The 24,650-nt window shown below is 46.6% G+C and carries 15 protein-coding genes; 8 read left to right on the top strand and 7 right to left on the bottom strand.

Features of this window, described 5'->3' with window-relative positions; all coding sequences use genetic code 11:
• Position 1 precedes the first annotated feature (1 nt).
• The 6 genes from AB4Z08_RS01685 to AB4Z08_RS01660 form a co-directional block, all read right to left on the bottom strand.
• A complete protein-coding gene (locus AB4Z08_RS01685; RefSeq protein WP_441572033.1) occupies positions 2-1,396 on the bottom strand; it encodes a DUF4302 domain-containing protein in 1,395 nt (464 codons plus the stop codon).
• Positions 1,397-1,419: 23 nt separating this feature from the next.
• Complete coding sequence (locus AB4Z08_RS01680) at positions 1,420-2,316, bottom strand: substrate import-associated zinc metallohydrolase lipoprotein (protein WP_441572032.1); 897 nt, start codon at positions 2,314-2,316, stop codon at positions 1,420-1,422.
• Positions 2,317-2,351: 35 nt separating this feature from the next.
• A complete protein-coding gene (locus tag AB4Z08_RS01675; RefSeq protein WP_441572031.1) occupies positions 2,352-3,779 on the bottom strand; it encodes a RagB/SusD family nutrient uptake outer membrane protein in 1,428 nt (475 codons plus the stop codon).
• 17 nt (positions 3,780-3,796) lie between these two features.
• Positions 3,797-7,375, bottom strand: a complete 3,579-nt coding sequence (locus tag AB4Z08_RS01670) for a SusC/RagA family TonB-linked outer membrane protein (protein ID WP_441572030.1) — start codon at positions 7,373-7,375, stop codon at positions 3,797-3,799.
• Between the two features lie 157 nt (positions 7,376-7,532).
• Positions 7,533-8,753 (bottom strand): FecR family protein, encoded by a 1,221-nt coding sequence (locus AB4Z08_RS01665; protein ID WP_441572029.1) that lies wholly within the window; start codon positions 8,751-8,753, stop codon positions 7,533-7,535.
• Positions 8,754-8,803: 50 nt separating this feature from the next.
• Positions 8,804-9,400: an RNA polymerase sigma factor gene (locus AB4Z08_RS01660; RefSeq protein ID WP_441572028.1), complete on the bottom strand. Its 597-nt coding sequence runs from the start codon at positions 9,398-9,400 to the stop codon at positions 8,804-8,806.
• A 128-nt stretch (positions 9,401-9,528) separates the two neighbouring features.
• Between AB4Z08_RS01660 and AB4Z08_RS01655 the strand changes: the two genes are divergently transcribed.
• From AB4Z08_RS01655 to AB4Z08_RS01635, 5 genes are all read left to right on the top strand, one after another.
• Positions 9,529-10,110 carry an RNA polymerase sigma factor gene (locus AB4Z08_RS01655; protein WP_441572027.1) on the top strand — a complete coding sequence of 194 codons (582 nt, stop codon included), beginning with the start codon at positions 9,529-9,531 and terminating at the stop codon, positions 10,108-10,110.
• 83 nt (positions 10,111-10,193) lie between these two features.
• On the top strand, positions 10,194-11,192 hold the full coding sequence (locus tag AB4Z08_RS01650) for a FecR family protein (protein ID WP_441572026.1): 999 nt from the start codon (positions 10,194-10,196) through the stop codon (positions 11,190-11,192).
• Between the two features lie 100 nt (positions 11,193-11,292).
• Complete coding sequence (locus AB4Z08_RS01645) at positions 11,293-14,775, top strand: SusC/RagA family TonB-linked outer membrane protein (protein ID WP_441572025.1); 3,483 nt, start codon at positions 11,293-11,295, stop codon at positions 14,773-14,775.
• A gap of 18 nt (positions 14,776-14,793) precedes the next feature.
• Positions 14,794-16,170: a RagB/SusD family nutrient uptake outer membrane protein gene (locus AB4Z08_RS01640; protein ID WP_441572024.1), complete on the top strand. Its 1,377-nt coding sequence runs from the start codon at positions 14,794-14,796 to the stop codon at positions 16,168-16,170.
• Positions 16,171-16,197: 27 nt separating this feature from the next.
• Positions 16,198-17,370, top strand: a complete 1,173-nt coding sequence (locus tag AB4Z08_RS01635; RefSeq protein WP_441572023.1) for a thioredoxin family protein — start codon at positions 16,198-16,200, stop codon at positions 17,368-17,370.
• Between the two features lie 120 nt (positions 17,371-17,490).
• On the opposite strand, the gene AB4Z08_RS01630 is transcribed toward AB4Z08_RS01635, so the two are convergent.
• The gene (locus tag AB4Z08_RS01630; RefSeq protein WP_441572022.1) at positions 17,491-19,326 is read right to left on the bottom strand and encodes a hypothetical protein; all 1,836 of its coding nucleotides are present in this window, start codon (positions 19,324-19,326) and stop codon (positions 17,491-17,493) included.
• Positions 19,327-19,597: 271 nt separating this feature from the next.
• On the opposite strand from AB4Z08_RS01630, the gene AB4Z08_RS01625 reads away from it, so the two are divergent.
• The 3 genes from AB4Z08_RS01625 to AB4Z08_RS01615 all read left to right on the top strand — a co-directional run bounded on the left by AB4Z08_RS01625 (position 19,598) and on the right by AB4Z08_RS01615 (position 24,650).
• Entirely contained in the window at positions 19,598-20,170 is a 573-nt protein-coding gene (locus AB4Z08_RS01625; protein ID WP_441572021.1) for an RNA polymerase sigma factor, read from the top strand.
• 67 nt (positions 20,171-20,237) lie between these two features.
• Positions 20,238-21,269: a FecR family protein gene (locus AB4Z08_RS01620; RefSeq protein WP_441572020.1), complete on the top strand. Its 1,032-nt coding sequence runs from the start codon at positions 20,238-20,240 to the stop codon at positions 21,267-21,269.
• Between the two features lie 207 nt (positions 21,270-21,476).
• Complete coding sequence (locus tag AB4Z08_RS01615) at positions 21,477-24,650, top strand: SusC/RagA family TonB-linked outer membrane protein (RefSeq protein ID WP_441572019.1); 3,174 nt, start codon at positions 21,477-21,479, stop codon at positions 24,648-24,650.

The raw sequence follows: 24,650 nt of genomic DNA, 5'->3' as shown, positions 1-24,650 counted from the left end.
ATTATTGGTGACTCCACGTGATCCATCCCAGTGCATCACCAGCGGAAACCATGTCATAAGAGGTACCATCTTCCTTACGTACAACATAAAATCCGGGAGAATCCGCGGCATACGGCGGCGCGGTTTTTCCGGTGGCCAGGAGAATAATAGTGGATAACAGATCTGGTGGATTTACCACAGGAGAACCAAAATCCAGCATGTCAAATACGATACGATCACCATCAAAAAAAGTATTGGAAATACCACCTGAGCCTAAGTAAGGATAGTTGTCGTCGATACCCAGAAAGTAGGGAGATACAATATCCATGAAGTTGCCACCGCCTACACCTACGCCACCAGGATAGAAAACAAACCGGAAGTAGTTGCCTCCCGGGTAAGTAAGCTTCAGCAGGTTATAGGCATCATCCACGCCCTTTACGTGAAAGCCTGCTGTGGCCAGCCATGGATTTTCACTGCCCTCGATATAGAAATTTACCGCGATATCAGCTTCCGGCGCCAATGGGGCGAGGGCCGGGGAAATAGTAGCGGCTGTAGTGCCGTTGATACTGGTGCTAATGGTTTTCGAGGCAGCATTCCATACCAGGTTGTTGAAACTCTTGATGGTTTGTCCGCCTAAGGTTACCGGTCTTTCCAGGACAATGTTATGTGCGGTAGACTGGAAAGCTACATTAATCAGCTCCGGATGACTGGCTGATTTAATATTAAAGGAACGTCCGCCTATGCCGGGCGTTAATTCAAATGGTTCTGTACCGCCGGTTACCTGTTTAAAGTAGGTCAGGATTTTATTGAAAGTGCTATAAGCCCCAAATCCTGCAGTGGTGAATATCTGTTGTTCCTCCTGCGTGGCTTTCACGAGGATAGCATCACTTTTATTCAGATTTCCGCGGAGATGGATGGTATCTCCTAAATCAGCTGCTGCGATATTGTCTGCGAATGAAAATTCAAAGTCAGTACCCCAGCCAAAGCCATAACCAAAAGGACTGTTGGATATAGAGGCATCCGGATCACAGGGCGTATGTACATAGCTGTACGTATCAAAGATCAGCGTAGGACGTTGGGTGGCTTTAATAAAGTACGAGGAGGTATTGAAGGTGGTAGACATGGGCAGACTAAAGTCTGAGATCATCGATACCTTATCGCTCTTATCAAACTTCATGTAGTAAGAGAAGATGACTTTAGGACCGGTTTGTGTAACGCCTCCATTAAGAGCGGTGCCATTCGTATACTCTGTGAGCACCCATCCATAAGGCGCATCAACGAGCTTTTTCTGATAGGCCGCCAGGGCTTCTGTGAGTCGCTGGTCGGTAGATTTACCATCTATATTCAGATCCGATTTCCTGTCACAGCCGGAGAACAGGGCAGTGATGCAAAGCAGATATATCGTTAGTTTTTTCATAAATAATAATTCAGATGATACAATTATTGGAAATAGGCAGTCAGTGCACGACGGCATCTGCGTTGCAGTGCGTAAAAGTCTATGGACCATGCCCTCGCATAATAATCCACTACTGCTGCTTCTTTTGCCCTTAGTAAGGCATAAGAGGCGGAGTTGGGACCACCGGTTTGTTCTGCCATTATTTTTTCGTAATCATCATAGCCGGATTGACCATTCCTGCCACCTATCAACATGGTTGCCACCATTTCAACAAAGTCTTCTCTCGGATCCGACTCTGCATAGGCGGAGATAAATCCCTCCTGCCGGGCAGTCTGGTCAGCAATATTGTACCAGTTGCCGGTGTAATGAGGCGTAATTTGTTTGAACGAAACCGGGAATGCAATGTTCTGGTTCAGGATATGCCCGAATTCATGGTGCATGGTATGTCCCATTTCTTTCAGTATGGCGGAATCTTTTGCCAGTCTGCTGAAACTATTGATCTCATACAGCAGCATAGCAGTACCTCCTTCTGCCTGACCTAAAATAATGGAGCCGTTACTTTGATATTGTCCGCTGCCTGCCATTTTAAGTACTTTAGGAAGATATTTTCTTAAGAAGGCGGTACTGCCGGTTTGGTCGTTGTAAGGTGCGAATGCCACTGCCAGCAAGGCTTTCAGGGAAGGTATTACCTGTGCTTCCCTGGGAGGAACAATTTCATAAGGAAAATCCAGTTGCCCCGGTTGCCATTTATAGTATACCGCAATGTTATAGGGGATGGTGAGACTATCATAAATAAATACATCACTGGGTGTGGTGGCGGTAGAGTCGCCACCCAGTCCTACCGGGATCACATCCAGGTGCACGTTTTCCTTTTTACAGGCGCTCCATCCTGTTGCAAGCAACAGTAACAGCATTAGTTTGGGAAATATATTCAGTTTCATGGTGTTCATTTTAGAAAGGTTAAACCGGATGTTGTTTATCTTGGATTGAGTGCCATACCATCGTTGACCGCTTCAGGTGGTAATTGCAACAATCGTCTTTTATCGCCGGGTACCAGTGTGGTACTGTAGTTATTGGCGCCGGTATGTGTTACCGGTATATCCAGCCGCAAAATATCCAGCCATCTCAGTCCTTCCTGCAGATAGGTTATCCGTTTCATGTCAAGCACCGTTTGTATCATGGAGGCATCCTGTGATAATCCATAAAATGCGATGATTTTATTGACGGTGACATTATGCGCTGCCGGTGTATAGCGGCTAACATTTTTGCTGATCCATGTATTGATATCTGTAATGGCTGCCGGGTAATTTTTTAACCGGATATTGGCTTCAGCCCTGTTCATCAGCACTTCTTCCATACTAAATAAGGGTTGTATTTTTAACTTATTGGTGAATTTAGGAAAGTTGAAATACTGGGGACTGGCACCATATATACTGATGGCATAGAAGCCACCGGTTACGTTGTCGGAGTTCAACAACTCCTGATTCAGCGTCGTCCCGATACCATAACGATAGGAATAATAGTTGTCCATGTATTTTGATCCGGGTGCTTCCTGCAGTAAAATGTTGGCAGGACTGCTGGAGCTGGTGTAGTTGGTGACCATGTCATCGTACGACATGCCATAAACGGCTACCTGATCACGTATCAGTGATGCGACATTTGCGCTGCCAAAAACAGCGGTGGCATGTGTCACTACTTTATCGTATTCTCTTTTGAATAGATAGAACCTGGCCGCGAATGCATGTGCCGCCTGCGCGGTGAAGTGGAATTTGGGAGCATCACCGTACATTTTATCCTGGAGTAGTGGCAGGCCGGTCGTCAGATCACTTTCTATCTGCTTATAGTCGTTGGCGACTGTGCCTCTGTCATATTTAGCGAAAACGGATTTGCTTACTTCCGTAATATAAGGTACACCCGGATCACTGGCAGCAGTAGCTGGATTGTATGCTTTGGCAAACAGTGTTACCAGCATGAAATGAGCGTAGGCTCTGCATAAAAGCGCTTCTCCCTTCTGTGCGGAAAAGTTGGCTGCATCCGGTCCATTGCAATAAGTGAGTGCCTGGTTCGCAACGGCAATAGCGGCGTAGCAGGAATCCCAGTAAGCTACCGGGGAATCTTCCGTCACGGATTCAGGATCCTGGTATTTAAATGTTTGCGAATTGATCAGGAATGTTTGCTGATCTATTCCCACACCATTGTTCCCTTTATCTTCCACGTTATCGCTCAGTGCTTCGCAGAACAACATGTAGGTGCCATGTGGATAAGCGGTGGTGAGCAACTGGGATACCTGTTCCGGTGAAGTAATCACGGTCCTGTTATCCGGGAGGGTTTCCAGGTATTTTTTGCAGCCTGGCAATGACAGGATACCAGTGATCAGACCTATATATATCAGTAGTTTTTTCATAATTAATACTTTTTGAATTAAAGGCTTACTCTCAGCGAAAAAGTGACTTGTTTATTTACCGGAAGGGCTACGCCACCGGTATTGTAAAACTCCGGATCCTGGCCATGTAAGCGGGGATCAGCATAAATAAGCCATAAATTGTTTCCGGTTGCCGTTACTGAGCCGCCTTTTAATCCTATCCGGCTTAACAATGGTAAGGGGAGCTGATAACTCAGCGTCACAGTTTTCAGTCTTACAAAACCACCATCTGCCACACGGTCATGTGAGAAGTTATAGTTGTTGTAAGGGTACTCTGTATTGTTCAGCAGGTCTACCTGTGTATAGATATCTGCTACTGATGGGATATTGGTTTTTTTATCGTCTCCGGGTAGCGTAAATCTTCCTTTAAACTCGTTGGGCAGGGCATTAAAATCAGAATAGTTGGTGGTATATACCGGTGTTAATCTTATTTTATTACCTGCCTGATAAGTAACCAATGCACTCAGGGAGAAATTTTTGTAACGGAAAGTATTGCTCCAGCCGCCGGTGATGGTAGGATCTGAAGGGCCTTCATATTTCAGGTTCTTTACATTATGACTCTGCAGGTAAACACCGGAAGACACGCTACCGGTATCATTGATAAATCTTGCCTTTCCATCATAAGGATCCAGTCCTGCATTTTGCAGGGAGAACAGGCCTCTTACCGGGTATCCTTCCAGTGCACCGCCGCCTTCTCCAATAAGGTCCATGATCACCGGGTTATTTTTCGCATTGGTGATCAGGGTATTGTTATAGCTGAAAATAAGGGTGCTGCTTAAACTGATATTTTTATGTGCAATGAGCTTACCTGTCAGTGACACATCCACTCCATGAGAGTTCATGTTGGCATAGTTGGCAAATTGATTTACCTGTCCACCTACCCCCGAGGTTCTGATCAATCCGATCAGGTCAAAGCTTTTTCTGCGGTAGTAATCAAAAGTGAATCCCAGCCTTTCTTTAAAGAAGCCGACATCCGTACCCAGGTCCAGTTCATACTTTTTCTCCCAGGTTAAATCCGCATTTTCCAGTGCCGCCAGCAAGATGGCCGTTTGCTGATCCACAATGTAAGGACGGTTGGTTACGAAGGAACGGAGGATAGCAGTAGAGTTGGTAGCACTACCGGTGCTGGCATTCAAACCATAACTGGCTTTCACTATCATATGACTTACGGCAGATGATTCTTTCAGGAAATTTTCCTGGTCTACGTTCCAGGCGCCGGCTACTGTCCATGTAGGCAGCCACCGGGCGTTAGCAGAGCTACCCAACCTGTTGGAGCCTTCTTCCCTTACGGTGGCAGTGAGGGTGTATTTATTCAGATAGGTATAACTGGCGTTGGCATAAAAAGCGATGAAGCGATCGTATTCATTGCTCATACCATAATAAGTCTCATTATTCTCTGTCATCTTTTTAATGAACAGGTAATTGACAAAAGGTGTTCCGCCGGTATTATACTGGTAACCTACGCCGGTGCTACCGGAAGTTACACGGTCGGCATATTTCACTTCCTGTCCTACCAGTGCGTTGAGCTGGTGCCTGTCGTTGTTAAATGACTGGTTAAAAGTCAACTGATTCCGGAAGGTATAGTTCTTCAGTTCTATATCTTTTCTTTTATAGAAACCTCCGTAAGGCAATACTACTACTGCCGGGTCGTTGGGGAAGTCAGGGTTTTTGTAGAGGAACTTATTATTATCTGTTATAATGGTGGTGCCGGCTGCCCGGTAGGCATTGGCCTCATTGGAGTTTTCATTCACTTTATGTTCTACGGTTGTTTTGGCATAACGGATCGCACCGGTGAACTCGTAGTTGAAATGTGAATTGAATTTATATCCCAGGTTACCCTGCAATCTGAAGTCCATCAGGTTCAGATCGGTGTAGTTGTTTTTGGTTTCTTCCAGGATATTGAACGGGGCAAAATTGCGGGTAAAATATTCCGGATTTCCTTTATCGTCATATGCGGTCAATGCCCGGCTGGTACTGAGTGCATAGGAAAAGGGATTGATGTCGAAGTCCCTGGTGTAGGTACCCTGTACCGCATCTGTAACCCTGTCTTCTGTACCTGGTGCTTTCTGCTGACGTACGTTACCATTTACCAGGAAGCCGTAAGTCAACCTGCTGTTAGGGGTATAGTTGGCCCGGAGGTTCACCGTGTATCTTTTTACGTTATCTGCAATGGTCCATCCCTGGTCATTGAAGAAGCTGGTAGAGAGATAGAGCTGTGATTTTTCGGTACCTGTAGAGATACTGAGTGAGTGTTCCTGGGTGAGTGAGTTCCGGAACAGTAAGTCAAACCAGTCGGTGTTGGCATTGGCATATTTCAGCAGCCACTGTTGTCTGCCTTCCCGGGTATTTAATACGCCAAACTTATTGTCGCCATCAGGATATTGCAGCAGGCGGCCTAGTTTACCGTATACGCCGGAAGTAGGTTCGTTGATCAGTTCTTCCGGTTTCAACAGTTTTTTACGCTCCAGTTCTGCATACACCGACATCTGATCGGCGGAGTTCATGATGTCGTAATTGTGATAGGACGGTTTCAGCTGTACACCAAAATTACCGGTATAAGATACTACGGGGCTGCCGATCTTTCCTTTTTTAGTGGTGATCACAATTACGCCGTTCATGGCGCGGGCGCCGTAGAGCGCTGTAGCGGCAGCATCTTTCAGGATATCGAATGTTTCAATATCATTGGCATTGATACCTGCAACAGAAGACCCCAATAACGTACTGGCGTTACCGTTAGTCAGCTGTTCATTGGATACGTTGACAATATCTTCCAGTACCACACCATCGATTACCCACAGTGGCTTATTTTCACCGGAGATAGAGGTAGCGCCGCGGATACGTACTTTGGGGGCGGATCCGAAAGTACCGGAAACATTCTGTATACTCACACCGGCAGCGCGGCCTTCCAGCATACGGCTTACATCTGTTACGCCGTCTATTTTTACATTATCTGCTTTCAGGGTAACGGCTGCTCCGGCAAATTTCTTACGGTCTATTGTCTGGAAACCGGTAACGACCACACCACCCAGCTCTGTCACATCTTCATTCAGTGAAATGACCAGGTTATCCTTCGCTTTTATTTCCATGGTTTTATAACCAATGGCAGATACCACGATGGTAGCCCCTTCCGGTACTTCCAGCTCAAAGGCACCGGCGGCATTGGTAATGGCACCTTTGGTATTGCCTTTCACTTTTACGGACGCGCCTGGAATTGGCTCTCCTTTGGCATTACGGACGATGCCACGAATAGGTGGCGCTGCCGTAACATTTACCGGAGTTGGTTTCGCCCGCGTAATGGTTACCATTCTGCCGTCGATAGCAAAATCCAGTGGTTGATTTTTCAGGCATTCCTGGAGGAAGCTGTTCAGTGACTCCTCTTTCGCATTAATGGTCACCGGTGTGGTTTCGTTTTGCAGTAGCTGATAGTCATAAAGGAATACATATTCCGTTTTTTTGGAAACGTCTGATAGCACTTTGATCAGGGACGTTTGCTTCGCGGCATACGTAATCTTTTGTGAGTAGCTTCTGGCGCTTACCTGCAAGCAAAAGGCAAGTAAAAAAAAGGACAGTAGTTTCATAGCTCTCAGCGATTTAATTGAGTGTAAGGACAGGAATGTATCTGCGACAGTTAATACACGCCAGTGCTCACCTTTTTTGGTTGAATGCATAAGCCAGCACTTGGGTTTAATTCTAATAATAAAGGACTATATATTTCCAGTTGATAAAATAAGTATGCTATTTGGTTGACTGGGAGGCCAGTACATTAATTTTCCGACCATTGGTTTCAAACCGGATTCCATATTTCTCCAGTGCGCTCAGAATACCCGACAGTGGGAGGTTTTTGTCTATACCTCCACCAAAAATCACATCAGGGACTTTTCCTTCATAGGCGATGTCTACATCATACCAGCGGGATATCTGCCGCATAATTGCCGGCAGCTGCCGTTGATCAAACCGGAAGAATCCTTTTTTCCAGGCAACTGCTATTTCCGTATCGGTATTTTCCACCAAAATGGAACCGATTGTTTCCAGTGGGAATATAGCTTGCTGGCCAGGGACCAGCTTTTTACTGTTGCCGGATCTGGATACCAGTACAGATCCTTCCAGCAGGGTAGTGTGTACGGCCGCTTCATCGTCATACGCCATAATATTAAAGCGGGTACCGAGTACGGTTACTTCTCCGTCATTGTTATGCTGCGTATGTACCGCTACTTTAAAAGGGGCCTGCTCATTGCTGTTAACTTCAAAATAGGCTTCCCCGGATAAAATAACTTTCCGGTCTGCTCCCTTAGGGAATGCCACTGGATATTTGAGGGTGGTGGCAGCGTTTAGCCATACCTGTGTACCATCTGGTAATACAATTTCATATTGGGCGCCACGGGGAGTAGTAATGGTATTCCAGGCTACTTCCGTGGAAGGGGTGGGATCTGTTACATTATAGGCTAATGCACCGGTAGCGGTTTTCACAACGCGGGTGCCACTTTGTTTTGCCAGCGCCCCTTGTCTGGCGCTATCCAATACAATGGTCGATCCATCTGCCAGCGTCAGGATGGCGCCGGTTTTTCCCGGCAGGATTTCTTTGGTCACATGACTGGCGGCGACCTGCGGTCGTGTAGCTGCCTGTTTTTGGAGAAAGAAGAAACCGGCGCCTGTCAGTAACAGGAGGAGGACGGCGGCAGCAGCCAGTTTTTTGAACCGTCTGTTGCCTGGGGTGGTTGTTTTTTGTAATAACCGGGTGGTGGTATGTTCAGAAAACAGGATTTTATTCAATACCATCCTTTGCCTGTCTTCCGGTAAAGACTGCTCTCCTTCGCCTGTTTGCCAGTACCTGGTGATTTGTTGCTTGAATATTTCGTCAAACTCTTCACGCTTTACATACTGCATCAACTCCTGCTCTTCGGCAAGGGTTAAATTATTGTGTAAATGTTTTTGAAGTAGTTCAGCAATACGGTGCATATATATAAGACGACCGGGAAAAGTGGAGGGAGTAGTGGTGCGGAAAAAAATTAACGGGAAAGCAACCAAACGATTAAAGCGCCGCCATAGCTGCTGATATGACTTCCCAGGTGCTGGCGGATGCTGTGCAGGGCAACAGCCATATGTTTTTTTACGGTAAGCCGGGAAATGCCCATCTCTGTGGCAATTTCTTCGTGCGACAGTCCGGCTGTTTTGGCCAGCTGGTATACCTGTTTTTGCTGGGGAGGCAATCCATCTACCGCCTCCTGCAATAATATTTCACACTGCCGGTTGCGTAACAGGTAATCGGTGGTATCGATAAAGTCAGGAACAGATGCGGTAAAAGCTTTCAGGTGATTATTTTCGTAGGCAGTTTTCTTGAGCCGGTCCAGTATCAGGTGGCGGGTCATAGACAGCAGGTAGGCTTCCAGGTTTTTAACGCGGCCAAATTCGGCGCGCTTCAGCCATACTTTCATAAACACATCCTGCACAATTTCTTCTGCCGGCGCAGTCGATTTAAGAAACCCCAGTGCAGTGCCGTAAACTTTGGGCTGATACCTGCCGAATATGCTGGCGAAGGAGGCTTCATCTCCCTGCACAAGCAATTCCAGCATTTTGGATTCATCAAAGGTTTCAGGCAACGCCATAGTAATTATTTCATAGTGCTTAGGCTAATTTAGCTAAAAAAAATTACAAGCCTGCTGCATTTTGCCATAAACGATTTTTGCTGTATTTTGCCTGCTATCACTGGGCCTAATCCCAATATTCCAAAGTCATGCATGATAATGAATTATGGTACTCCTATAAGGAAGGGGATGTAAAAGCATTGGAAGGTTTGTACGAACAATATTATACCCCACTCACTAACTATGGATTTAAGTTTACACCGGATCATGTTTGCATAGAAGAAAGCATGCAGGATCTTTTCCTGAAACTCTGGCAGAACAGGGAGCGCATTGCACGCCCTGCTGTGGTGAAGCAATACCTGTATCTTTCTTTTCGCCGTATCCTGCTCCGCAAGCTGGAATACAGTCCTTCCCGGCATGAAGAAGAACTGGCAGGAGAGCATATTCCCTTTAACCTGGACCTCACCTATGAACATCCGCTGGTACGTAAGGAACGCATGGAAGAACTGACCGCAAAGGTAGATGCATTGTTGAGTACCCTCACTAACCGGCAACGGGAAGCTGTCTTCCTGAAATACTATGAAGATCTTTCCTATGAGCAGATTGCAGAGATCATGCACATGAATATCGGCGGTGCCTATAAACTGGTTTATCGCGCACTGGAGCGCCTGCGTGAACAATTCGGCGACTTCACTTTACTGCTTCTCCTGTACATCTTAAAACGCGCCTGAAAATTTTTTTTCTGTCAAATGGAAAAAATGGGATAATTCCACATTATCCTTGTGTCTTTATAGGAAAGTCATGTGTGTAACATATGGAGGAGTTGGAAAAAGATTATTCCGTTTACCAGGTCATCAATTTTCTGGCAGATGAGCAATTCATCCGGCATGTCAAATATCCGGATGCCGGGTCGTGGGCTCACTGGAATAAGGTGGTAGCAGCCTTTCCATCGAAGGAGCCACTGATGCAGGAAGCCAGGGAAATGATCTGGTTGCTGGAGCGTCCGGTGATACAATATAATGAGGGCGCCCGCAAAAAGATCTGGGCACAGGTGGAACAGGGTATACAGCAAAAGGCCAGTTTCCACTATCTCCGCGCTTACCGGTTCCGGCTGGCCGCAGCATGTATACTGGCACTGCTGATAGCAGGGGCATATTGGTATCTTACCGGCAACGTAGTTTATGAAACCGGCTATGGCAGCTCCCGGCAAATCACTTTACCGGATCAATCCCGCGTTACCCTGAATGCACATTCCCGGTTATCGTATCCACGCAGCTGGTCATGGAGTGGCCACCGTAGGGTGTGGCTGCAGGGAGAAGCTTTTTTTGATGTGAAACACCTGGGCGATACCTTCCGCCTGTACGTAAAAGATGTAAGCATTACCGTGCTTGGAACGGCATTTAATGTAAAAGACCGCCGTGATAAAACAGATGTGGTATTGCAACGCGGCCGCATACGCATTGATGTAAAAGGACAGCGGCAATGGAGTAGTATACTGACGCCGGGCGAAGGCTGGGAATACAACCGGAACGGGGCTGCTGCCACCAAACAAAAAGCAGATACTGCCGCAGCAGTTGCCTGGACACAACAACAACTGGTGTTGGAAGGCACCACGGTAAAAGAAGTAATACAACTACTCGAAGATAATTACGGCTATCATGTTGTACTGGAAGATAGTTCCCTGGCCGCAAAAAAGCTAAGGGGCACCGTACCAATGCAAAGGAGGGAGGATTTGTTTTTCGTCTTATCACGAATATTTAATATCGAGATCATACAACAACAGGATACGCTTTTATTCCGGGCGAGACCCTGACGCTTTAGATTATTATTATCAACCAGTTTAATCAACCATTATGAAGGGGATGCTACAGTTGCTGCGAACTGCAGGACTTGCGTGCGCGCTACTATGGTGTATGTCACCAACTTTTGCACAAACCACCACCATGCCGTTAACAGCTGCGCTTAAAAAAATCAGCAGTGAACTGGGAACAAAATTCGTGTACGAAAATGAGCTGCTGGACAAAGTGAATACCAACGCGGACCTGCGCCATCTGCGCAACCGGAAAGTGGAAGAAGTACTGAAAGAAGTATTGTATCCCAAAGGATTTATTTTCCTGTATGTAAATGACAATACTTACACCATTATCCGCGATGTACGCAAGCCGGGAACAACGCCGGTAAAGCAACCGGATCCTGGTGTTGCGGGTGAAAGCATCCTGCCCGACAATGAAAGATGGGTGGAAGGTATGGTTACCGATGAAAGAGGCTTCCGGGTAGTGGGCGCTACGGTTACGGCGGTGAAAAACAGTCGTGGTACTATCACAGATGACATCGGGCATTTCCGGTTGCGCGTGGATAAGAGCGAAACTGCATTGTCCGTATCTTATATCGGTAACCGTCCGGTGCTGGTGCGACTGGAAGGACAAAGCACTTTACATGTGGTTATGGGGGCCGATAATATCCAGTTAAAAGAAGTGGAAGTATCTACCGGCTACCAATATATTCCCAAAGAAAGAGCCACCGGTTCTTTTGGACTGGTAACAGCGAAAGATCTGGAACGCCGGTCTGCGGTAGGTTTGATGGAAAGGTTGGAAGGGAGTGTGAGTGGGCTGCAGGTAACTGTAGGGCAGGCAGACCGTAACCTGATCAAGAACCATGATAATTTCAATATCCGGGGAGTATCCACTATCCTTTCTGAAAAAAAGCCACTTATTGTACTGGATGGTTTTCCTACAGAACTGGACCTGGTAAATATTAACCCGAACGACATTGCACGTATTACGGTGCTGAAAGATGCAGCGGCCGCTTCGATATGGGGTGTTAGGGCTGCTAACGGTGTGTTGGTGATCGATACAAAGAAGGCGGCGTATAACCAGTCGCCGGTGGTGCGGTTTTCCAGTAGTCTCACGATTACCGGCCGGCCCCGACTCGACTACCTGCCACTGGCCAACGCGGATGCTTACCTCGGACTGGAAAAAGAACTGGTAGACAAAGGCATGTTGCCGCTGCCTGCTTCTCCGTTCATCCTCTCGGGGCCGCCGCTGACGCAGGGTGCAGATCTTTACCTGCAATTTAAAAACGGACAGCTTTCGCAGCAACAACTGGATGCCGCCATTAACCAGTTAAAGGGGCGGGATGTAAGAGGGCAGTATCAGCAGTACATTTTGCGTTCCCCTTTTACACAACAATACGATGTGTCTGTAGCTGGTGGAAATACGCATATGCGCAACTATCTCTCTGCTTCCTATACCGACGAATATGCCAATGCAAAAGGAGATTATAGTCGCCGTATGGTGGTGAACTTTAATAATGAAACCCGGTTATCGCCCAGACTGACGTTGAATGCAGACATGTTTGTGTCTTCTCTGCAAATGAAAAATAATGGACTGGGACTTTCAGGGCTGCAGCTGGACAGGAATGGATTGGCGCCGTATGACCAACTGGTAGATGAAAAAGGGCAATCCGTTAATTTCGCGCTAAAATATCCGGATAAAATACTGGACTCCCTGCAGCAGAAAGGGTTTCTGCCATGGCGCTATAATTACCTCGATGAACTGGCCAATGCGGATAACACTTATCAATCGCTCGCTTACCGCTTCCACACCGGGTTACAATATAAGGTAACGCCTAATCTCAGCGCAGAAGTCAGTTATATGCTGGAAAAATCAACCGATGGCAACCGCCAGTATAACAACCCGCAGAGTTATGCTGCGCGTGATATGGTAAACAGCTACACTGTGATCACCACGCATGAAAATGCGGTGCCTCCGGGCGGTATGCTTACCCGTAATGATGGCCGGCAGCAGAATTATACACTGAGGGGACTGGTGCGTTTTGATCCTAACCTGCACGGGCGGCAGCAGCTGAACATTGTACTGGGATCGGAGTTTCGTGAAACCTTATCTTCCGGCTATACCAATCGTGCCTATGGATATGACGACCGCCTGTTATCGGCCGGCGTAGTGAATTATAACCTGGTATATAAAACGACCAGCGGCAATCAGAAAGTGCCGACAGTACAGGGCTTTCTCAATCAACGGGATCGTTACACTTCCGGCTTTGCCAACTTCACCTATACCTTGCGGGAAAAATATTCGCTGTCGGGTAGTGTGCGCAAAGATGATAGTAACCTGTTTGGTGCTTCCAAAGAATATCGCGCCGTACCACTCTGGTCGCTGGGGGCCATGTGGCACATCAATGATGAATCATTTATGCAGTTGAAAAAAGTAACGCACCTGAACCTGCGCGCTACCTATGGTTTCAATGGCAACGTAAATAAAACCACCAGTCCGTTCCTGGTAACACAGGCAGGCAGTAGCCCCAATCCATTCAGCAATGAGCAGTACGCATCAGTATACAACCCGGCTAATCCGCTGTTGAGATGGGAGAAAGTAGCCACGTTCAACCTGGGGCTGGATGCCGGATTTTTTGAGGGCCGCCTTACGGCCACCCTGGATATGTACTGGAAAAAAAGTACCGACCTGCTGGGCAATGTGGAAATTAATCCTACCTATGGTTTCAATAGTTTGCTGACCAATAAACTGGAGATGAGTAATCATGGTATTGACCTGGAACTCGGTGGGACTATTATTGCCACCAAACAATTTACCTGGAAGGGCACTGTTAATTTCTCCTATAACACCAGCAAGGTAACCAAAGCTTATTTCCAGCAAAATACCGCTACCTACTACACCACGCCCGGTAATCCAATCGCTGGAAAATCACTGAACAGTATTTACACTTACCGGTTTGCCGGTTTGAATGATCATGGTACCGCCATGTTGTACAATGGCAAAAATGAAAAAGTAGCGAATGATGAATATACCAACTTCGATGAAAAGGACCTGCAGGGAGTGGCCTGGCAGGGGGTAAGCGTAGCACCTTACTTTGGAGGGCTTACACAGTCGTTCCGCTATAAACGACTGGAATTATATGCTTTGTTTACCTATAAGTTTGGCCACAAATTCATTCTACCCACTATCGATGAATATGATAATGTGCCTTACTTCAGGAATGCGCATAAAGACATCGTCAAACGCTGGGAAAAACCGGGGGATGAACAACTGACCAATATCCCTGCTGTAGACCCGCTGCATCGTTCTATTTACCGGTATACGAAGAGTGATTTGTTTGTGGAAGATGCGGGCTATGTGCGCTGGCGGGAAGTAACGATCGCTTACCAGTTACCTGACCAGTGGTTCCGTGGTCATTTTGCCAAAGGAGTGAACGTGAGTGTTTCCGGGCGCAATCTCGCATTATGGACAGCCAATAAAAAAGGCATAGATCCCGATTATGTGCCGGGGCCCGTGCAGAGATCTACCTCGCTCGACTATACACCGGGATTGGTATTGCCGCCCGCAAGGTCGCTGGTAGTAAGTGTGAAAGCTGATTTTTAATTTCTTCAATTGCCAATGATGAACAATTTTAAATATACATATGCCGGGTGGTTGCTGTTGGTCGTGTTGTTTACGGCCTGCCGCAGGTATGTAGACATCACTCCGCAGGGAAAAATAGTACCAACCACTGTAGCTGACTTCCGGCTTTTATTGAATAACAGTGATGTGTTCAATCTGGCCGGAGGCACTACTGATCTGATGACAGATGATATTGCCTTTACAGACCCGGCGATGTTTACGGGCATACGACCGTTGTCTGTACTCAATATTTACTCCTGGGCAGCGGATAACTATCAGCCACAGGAAGCTGATGAAGAATGGAACCTGTATTACAAACAGATCTATTACGCCAACGTGGTGATAGCAGGTATCAACGGTGTGAAAGAGGGTACAGACAGTGAAAAGCAATTATTGATCAGCGAAGCAAAAGTGCATCGTGCATTTGCTTACCTGATGCTGGTGACACAATATGCGGTGCAATACGATGCCACCACGGCAGGCAAGGATCCCGGTGTACCCTTATTACTGGATCCCGGTTATACACAGAGCCTGGAACGTGCTACCGTGCAGAAAATATATGATCAGGTACTGGACGATCTGCACAGCGCAGCAACAGTACTGCCTGGTTTGCCGGCATCTAAAATTCATCCTTCCAAAGCGGCTGCGCTGGCGATATTATCGAGGGCATACCTGACCATGCGTAACTATCCACAGGCAGGGTTGTATGCCGATAGTACGCTGCAATTGCAACACAGCTTATACGATCTGCGTGCGTTTGCCAACAGTAGTAATCCGTTTGATTTTATGAGTATCCCGGAGAGTTACCAGCATCCGGAAGTGATCCTGATGAAAGCAGCGTATAACCAGGATGGGCCATTGCAGTTAAGCCAGGAGTTGCTGGACCTGCTCGGACCGGATGATCTGCGCCGGAAAGTGTTTGGCATTGGCGACCAGCTGTTGTATAACTACAATGGTTATTTCTTCAGTTATATTTCTCCGTTTGAAGCCCGGCATGTAGGCCCGCGCGTAGGTGAAATGTATGTGACTAAAGCGGAGTGTCAGGCCCGTGCCGGTGATATAACAGGCGCCATGGCTACCCTGAACGAATTACGTAAGCAGCGTTTTGCCATCGATAAATATGTACCACTCACAGCTACCAATACACAGGACGCATTGACCAAAGCATTGGCGGAAAGACGGAGGGAACTGATGGGTCGTGGCTATCGCCTGGCAGATCTCAAGCGCCTGAATAAGGAGCCTGCTTTTGCTAAAGTAGTCACGCATCCGTGGAGTAGCGGCGACCTTACATTGGCGCCCAACAGCAACCGCTATATATACCCTATTGCTATAAAAATACTGGCGGCGAATCCGGAAATCGGACAGTCGCCGAGGTAATTAAACCACCACTAAAAAAGAATCCTCATGAGAAAGAAAATTGCCGGCCTTGCCGCTATGTGCAGCATAATAGCCTCCCTGGTGAGTGCTCAGGGTATTAACTTTAATCACGGCACCTGGGCGGAGGTGAAAGCCGCCGCAGAAAAGGAACATAAACTCATCTTCGTTGACTTTTATACTACCTGGTGTGGTCCCTGTAAGTTTATGGCGAATGAAGTATTTCCGTTAAAACAGATTGGTGATTTCTACAATCAACATTTTATCAGCGTAAAAATAGATGCCGAAAAAGGAGAGGGGCCTGCACTGGCAAAAAAATATATGGTAGGTGGTTATCCCACGCTGATATTCACCAACCCTAAAGAAGAAGTGGTATATCGTGTAATGGGCTCCACTGATCCGGAAGTATTGATTACACAGGGAAAAATTGCCATTACTCCCGGTGCCAATATGGAAATACTGAAAGCAAAATTTGCGAAACAGGAGCTGAGCCAGGAAGAGTTATTTCAATATGTAAACCTCGTAAAAGCCCGTGGGGACGATAAAGAAGCGGCCAATTTATTTGATCAGTATTTTAAACAGATAGATACCAAAGTAACGCCGGAATTATTCAAACTGATCACAGGTTATACCGGATTTAGTGACAATGCTGCTTTTCAATATGTGGAAGCACGTCGCGCTGAATTTGAAGCCGCCGCAGGTAAAGAAAAGGTAAAGCAATACCTCGAGGGTATTTTGTTGCCAGAAGTGAAGTATGCCAAATACACCAATGAAGCGGAATACAAGGCCGCTAAATTATTGCTGAAATCCCGTATGACCATATCTGAAAAAGAAGAGCTGGATATGGATGCGAACTATTGCTATAGTGTACAGGATGAAGCAGGGTATATGAAATACAGTCAGCAGCTGGTAGAACGTTATCTCTGGAACAATGATTTTGAAATCAGTAATGTGCTGGGTAGTATCCGCTGGATAAAAGAGCCGGCTCACCTGCAAACCATGAAGAAGTGGGCGGAGCGCGCATTGGTGTTAAAAGACAATTCATTGAATAATGCTACGCTGGCGATGGCCTATCATGCACTGAAAGATAAAGCGAATGCCGTGAAATATATTGATGCGGCGATGGCGGCATCAGAAAGAGATAAGGATGGGTATATTAATAATATAGCTGGTATGAAGAAGCAGATTACAGATAGTTTGTAAGAGCAGATTTTATGAAAAGAGGTGACCTCCATGAAGATGGGGATCACCTTTTTTATATTCTTCAAACAAAAAAAAGGCTGCCTCCCATTACAGAGGACAGCCTTCCAAGTCACATGCATATCAGCTTGTTTTACAGAACGCGATATGATCATGTATCTGTGATATTTTCTGATGGCCGTCGGTCAGGCCCAGTTGCACATCCAGCCAGAGGATATATGCGCATGGTTCCATGCCCATGGTACTGAATACCTTGTTATTGTCGTGGTATTCCGCTGCATATGGAGGTGGTCCGGCGCTGAACGGTGTTGGCAGGGTTGGGTTGCCTTCAAAGCGCAGCTTGAGACTTTCTATATGTGGGTGACAAACCGTGTATTGTGCGGTGACAGTGGTGGTAATACCGCCGCAACCATGGCCGCTGCCGGTAGTTTCCCCTATTTCAAGCATGGCTGCTGCCATGATGTTTTCATCACCGGTGTATCCCCATCCCGGGTGTCTGCGTTGTTTGTAATTTACGTTGGAGATCACAATTTTGTCCAGGGTATTGGTGGCGGTGAGCGTGGTGGTGCCTACTTTACGTGCTTCAAACACAATTTTGAAGGTGTGAATAGGTGCACGTTGTGCAGCAGGTACTGCGTTACCGGCAATGAGTACCGAAGGCGCTGTCAGATCAAAAGTATCGCTGGCGAAGGCGGTATTACCTGCATTCAGCGCCAGGGCGGCAGAGTTGATAACAGCCAGTGAGCCATCGGTAGGAGTGAATATACCGGTGACCAGGTTATTACCACGAGGCACAGTAATCCATAATTCGCCTGCGCTGTTAAGAGCGGGAGTAATAATTACGGCTTCGTGTGTCCAGGTGATAGGACCGGTTTGTTTCAGCAGTTCACCGATTTTAAATGGTACCATCGCATTCAGTACCTGTGTAGCTGTCAGCTCATAGCTGGTATCAGCATTGAAGATGCGGAAGCGGTATTCCATTTCATTGGTGTTGGTGCCACTCGGTAGGGTACCGTTGAGGTCCAGGCCGCCGTAGAAGGCAAGTTTAGGCACGTCTGTGGTGTAACCATTGGCATCAAACTGAGCGCCGGTAGGACCAATATCATAAATGCCCACTCTTTCAAACAGGGCAGGTACTTCATTATTAGGAGGTACTTCCTGTGGTACACATAATTCTATGCAGAAACAAGGGCCTCTGTTGGTGCGGTCGGCACGATGGCCTACGCTGCGGTCTTCATTGAGTAATACAGCGCCGGAAACGGGCTCTGTGATGCGGAAGTAGATATCCGGTCCGGCAGGCCATTCCACGTTAAGAAAAGGCAGCAGTGTTTTGCTGAAATCAGCTTCGGTGTAGTCGATACGGAAATGTCCGCTGGCATCGGTGACATTACTGCCCAATGGGTCATCCTGCAGCCAGTCTACATCAAATGCGGCTACAATTAAGCCTTTCAGTGGTTGTTTGGTTTTACAGTTCACCACGCGGCCACAGATGATCCATGCATCAAATCTGCCACGGATCAGGCACCACCAGCGGTTAGGGATTTCATAGGCCCAATAGGCCATAAAATCATTTTCCGTTTGTTTCCACCTGGGTTGCAGGGTGGTAATGTGGAACTGTAGTACCGGCAGTTTTTTAGGGTAAGGCTTAGGACGGGGAACGTTGCCGCATTCGAAATCAATGTCGAAGGCTTCTCCTTCGTATTTACTTTCGCGGCCGAAGTCGATGGTGAAATTACCTTCGGCATCTGTCAGGGTTTCCGCCAGCAGGCTCTTTTCCTTACTTTTCAGCTCTTCTGCCGACACCTCATGGAAGGTTTCCTTGACGGCCGCAGCGGCTTGTGATACCACTTCGCGGGAGGCGGTAGCACGGTAAATTCTGATTTTTACGTTGGCAATGGCTTCACTGCAAAATTCATCGCAGAGCAAACCTTTTAGATTGCCTTTGAACTGATAGCTCATGACTTACTTTTTTTGGGGTTATTGGAATATAGAAGCAAAAGCGTTTTGGGGTGCTGATAATTGATAAACTTTTGGGGAACGTGTATACAGTTAATGGCTAATGCTTCAATACAAATGTCCACCTAAATTAGTTAGTTATCAAGCGGATAAATGCGTAAAATACGGAAAGCGTATATATACCCGGAATGTCAGGGTTGGATTTCAGGGAAAGGAGGGTTTGGCGCGCTAGGATAAATACCTTTATTTTGCCGGTTACGTTTGGTCGTGCAACATGAAAGTAGACAGCAGCAATTATTCCCTATATGATGAGAACGATTTGGTGGTAGCTTTCCAGGTGGATGCGGATATGCGTGCGTTTGAAGAAATCTATAAACGTTTCTGGTTCAAACTGTATAGTGCTGCCTTTAAGAAAACCACTTCCCAACAGGAGGCCGAAGAGCTGATACAGACTATCTTCGAGCGGCTCTGGGCCAACCGGGAAAAGGCCGTGATCCATAATATAGGGGCTTACCTGGCAGTTTCGCTGAGAAACATCCTGTATGATTACCAGCGCAGAAGAGCTACGGCGGAAAAGTTCCGGCAGTCGCTCGACCTGGAGCCGCTGGCCAATACTACCGAAGAAGATGTAAACCGGGAGTTGCTTCTGAAAGCGATTGACAAAGCTCTCCGGGAATTGCCGGATAAAACCCAGACCGTTTTCCGGCTGAGCCGTTTTGATAATAAGTCGGTCCGGGAAATTGCCGGCAAGCTGGATCTGACCGAAAAAGCCGTGGAATATCATATTACCAAAGCCATCAAACTCCTGCGCCAACGACTCCGGGGCTACCTTCCTTTCCTGTTCTAAAAAATTTTCGCCTTTTTTTAGGGATTCATTTCAGTTGTGCGTCAAGGTATTCAGATAAACTGATTCCATGAGCCAATATGAATTTGACGATCTGCTGGAAAAATACCTTTCGGGGCAATGTACGCCTGCCGAAGAAAAATTGGTATTGGCGTGGTATAAATCATTTATTGACGAAAGTGAAATAGCACTTTCAGCGGAAGAGAAGCAGCGTATTGAAAGCCGGATATGGCTGAATGTAGCCACCACGGTATCTTCTGGAACACCGGTAGTGCGTATGTGGCCACGCCGTATTATCCGCATCGCCATAGCAGGCTGCCTGTTACTGGCAGTAGCAGGTGGCTGGTACCGGATGTCGCACCGGCAGACCGCTCCAGGGGAGTTGACTTTTACTGATGAGCCGGTACCCGGCGGATATGTATCGGTGAACAATACGAATGAAACAGACCAGGAAGTGGCGCTGAGCGACGGTTCTCACGTAAAACTGGAACCAGGTAGTGTGATGTATTATCCACCTGTTTTTAGTGGTCATACGAGAGATGTATACCTCTCCGGCAATGCTTTTTTCCAGATTGCACACGATACCAGCAAGCACTTTATTGTACATACCAGTGAAGGGATATTGGCGGAAGTATTAGGAACCAGCTTTTACGTAAGCCATGACAAACAGCATCATAAGGTAGAAGTTTCCGTGGTAACAGGACGGGTGTCTGTATATGAGCGGAAGAAAAAGAATGACTCGCTGTTTACCGCATCTACCGAAAGTATTATTATAACACCTAATCAGAAGGTTTCTTTTAAACCGGAAAATAACCAGTTTACCACCTCGCTGGTAGATGATCCGAAACCCGTGATGACGGAGGAAAAACCCGCCAGCTTTAATTTTGAGGAAAGCTCACTGGAGACCGTACTAAAGACACTGGAAAATACATACGCTATTACTATCACAACAGACAATGAGCATTTCAATCATTGCCAGTTTACAGGAGATATCACAAAACAAAATCTATACGAGAAGCTGGATATTATTTGCCAGTCTATCCAGGCCTCTTACGAGGTAAAAGGAACCACGATCTATATTAAAGGGAAAGGATGTAATTAAGAAATTATGTTGCTAAAAGAAAAGCATATGTAACACTCATTCACGTTCGCTTGAAAAAATAAACTGGTAATGTGGGGCATTACCAGTTTAATAAAATTAACCGTTTGCAGCGGTTAAAATGCCTTATGTCCGCAAACTAACATTAACGAAAACAAAGCCACACAAGTTATGAAAAAAAAGCGATTCGCTGCCGTAATCTACTACGTTATGAGATTAACTGCTATTCAACTTATTCTTGCTTCCGTTTTTTCACTTTCGCTGTATGCCAATACGGTGAGCTCACAGTCAGTGCTGGAAAAGCCGATCAGTATTTCTGCAGAACAAACTTCCGTGAGGAAGCTGCTGAATCAGATCAAAAACCAGACAGGCGTGAACTTCACCTACAGCAGCAGCATGGTGGATGTAAACCGGAAAGTGTCCTGCAAGCTGGAATCCAGACAGCTAAAGGAATTTTTTGATGATATATTAAAGCCCATAGGGATCGATTTTAAGGTGATAGATAACCAGCAGATCCTGCTGTATCTCACTCCTGAAACACCTACGCAAAACATTACGGTTACAGGCCGGATTGTGGGCGAAGACAATAACGGTATTCCCGGCGCCACGGTGCGGGTAAAAGGCAGCAGCATAGGTACTACCGCCAACGCAGATGGTAAGTTTACCTTGTCTGTACCCGATAAACAGGCCGTGCTGGTGATTTCCTTTATCGGTTATCAGCAGCAGGAAATTGTGGTGGGAGAACAAACCTTTATTCCGGTGAAGCTGCTGGCAGAAAACAGTAAGCTTAATGAAGTAGTGGTAGTGGGTTATGGTACCCAGAAAAGAAAAGATATTACAGGTGCGGTGGCAGTAGTAAAGGCAGACGAATTCGAGAACAGACCCATTGTAAGTGCAGCAGCAGGCTTACAGGGACAGGCTGCAGGTGTGAATGTAACTTCGGCTTCAGGTAAACCAGGTAAAGGACTCACGATCAGCGTACGTGGTAATACATCACTCACCACCAGCAATAATCCACTGTTTGTAGTAGACGGGGTGATTGTTTCTGATATTGATTTTCTGAATCCAAATGATATAGAAAGCTTTTCCGTACTGAAAGATGCTTCTTCCGCGGCGATCTATGGCGCTGCAGGTGCAAATGGTGTAGTACTGGTGACCACTAAGAAAGGTACCAGCAAATCCAAAGTATTTGTGAACGCTTATACCGGTATGTCCAATTTCGCGAAGAAAGTGGATGTACTGAATGCTACCCAATACAAAGAACTCATTACTGAATTAGGCTATACCGACCCTAATAACAACAATACTGACTGGCAGAAGGAAACATTTAAAACCGGCCGGGAACAAAATATCCAGGTAGGTGTATCCGGTGGCAGCGATAAAGGACACTATTATATTGCCGGTGGCTACCAGAAACAAAAAGGGGTGGTAGCGCCGTCAGATTACGATCGTTATTCTGTGAGAGCGAATGTGGACAACAAAGTGAAAGACTGGTTGACATTAGGGGCTAACCTGTCGTTCAACAGATCCGTGTATGTAGATGTGCCGGACAACCTTGGTGTGGCGAAAGGAGGTACGATTTTGTCTGCCTTAACTTCTCCTCCAACGCTCGGCATCTTCAATCCCGATGGCAGTTACACCGCCAACGTTAATCAGAAAAGCTGGCAGAATCCTATTGCCTATGCCTTTGCGCCGGATCAGAAGGCGGTGAACAACCGTTTCCTGGGAAACGTAAATGCTGATTTCACCATCACGCCGGACCTGCATCTCCGCTCCAATCTGGGCGCGGAATCAGAAGGCAACCGGTATGATTATTTCCTGGATCCATATTCTACTGATTTCGGAAAAAATGAAAAGAAGGGCTATGGTAAATCCCAGTCAACCGAGCGTTTTGTATGGTTATGGGAAAACACCCTCACCTATTCCAAGGTGTTTGGCAAGCATAACGTGAGCGCCATGGTAGGTCATACCATGCAGGAATCATCTTACAACTTTACAGATGATATTGCCCGTGGTTACCTGAATGATGCGATACATACCCTGGAAAACTCCACCATCCGTGAAAAACAGTCTACCACCATGGCGCAGTGGTCCAAGCGCTCTTATATAGGTCGTGTGAACTATAGCTATGCGGATAAATATTTACTGACTGCCAACCTGAGGTATGATGGTTCTTCCCGGTTTGCACCGGATGACCGATATGGTACCTTCCCGTCTTTAGGTGCAGCATGGCGTATTTCCAACGAAGACTTTTTCAAACAGGGCTTTGTTACAGACCTGAAGCTACGTGCCGGCTGGGGTAAAACAGGTAATGATGGTATCGGTGATTATGACTGGCGCCGTTTGTTTACTTCCAATGGAACGGGTGGTCTTACCTTCACCAACCTGCCAAAGAATACGCTTAGCTGGGAAAAAACAGCCCAGACAAATGTTGGTATTGATGCAACGGTGCTGAATAACCGCATTACTTTCACTGCAGATGCCTATATCAAAACCACCAGCGACTTACTGGTAAATATTCAGACTCCTATTTCCTCCGGTTATGGACTACAGCGCTATAATGTGGGCAAAATCGAGAATAAAGGGCTGGAATTTAGCGTGAACGCATTGATCGTGGACAAAGGATTGAAATGGAATGCCAATGGTAACATCGCCTTTAACCGTAATAAAGTGATTAGTCTCGGCGCCACTACACCTGGTCTGTCTTTCGGTGATGTATACGAAAGAGGAAATGCGATTCGTGTAGTACCGGGACGTCCTTTGGGAGAATTCTATGGCTATATCGCTCAGGGGGTGGATCCTAAAACCGGTAACATGATTTATGCCGATCTCGATGGAAGCAAAAATTTGTCTGATGGTGACCGCACCTGGATTGGAAATGCACAACCTGCCTTTACCTATGGCCTGACCAATAATTTCAGCTACAGGAATTTTGCATTGAACTTCTTCTTCCAGGGAGTGCAGGGAAATGATATTTTTAATGCTTCCCGTATGGAGTTGGAAGGACTGTATGACTCCAAGAATCAAAGCACTGCGGTGTTAAGACGCTGGAGAAAAGATGGAGACATCACGGATATTCCAAAGGCAGAAAAAGGAAATACCGCGAACAGCCAGGTATCTTCCCGCTTCGTGGAAAACGGTTCCTACCTGCGCTTGAAAGCTGCTACGCTCAGCTACAACTTTGCCAATGATGTATTAAAACACATGGGCATCGGCCGTCTGAATGTATATGTAACAGGACAAAACCTGTTTACGATCACGAAGTATAAAGGTATTGATCCGGAAGTAAGCAAGGATAGTCCTAACGGTCCTTCTATGGGTATCGACTACGGTACTTATCCGCAGGCCCGTGCTTTTATCTTTGGTTTGAATGCTGAGTTTTGA

It is taken from the genome of Chitinophaga sp. RAB17, from assembly GCF_052114225.1.
Classification (GTDB): Bacteria; Bacteroidota; Bacteroidia; order Chitinophagales; family Chitinophagaceae; genus Chitinophaga.
Note: the sequence above shows the minus strand (reverse complement) of the source record. Positions and strands in the feature narration are given on the sequence as shown.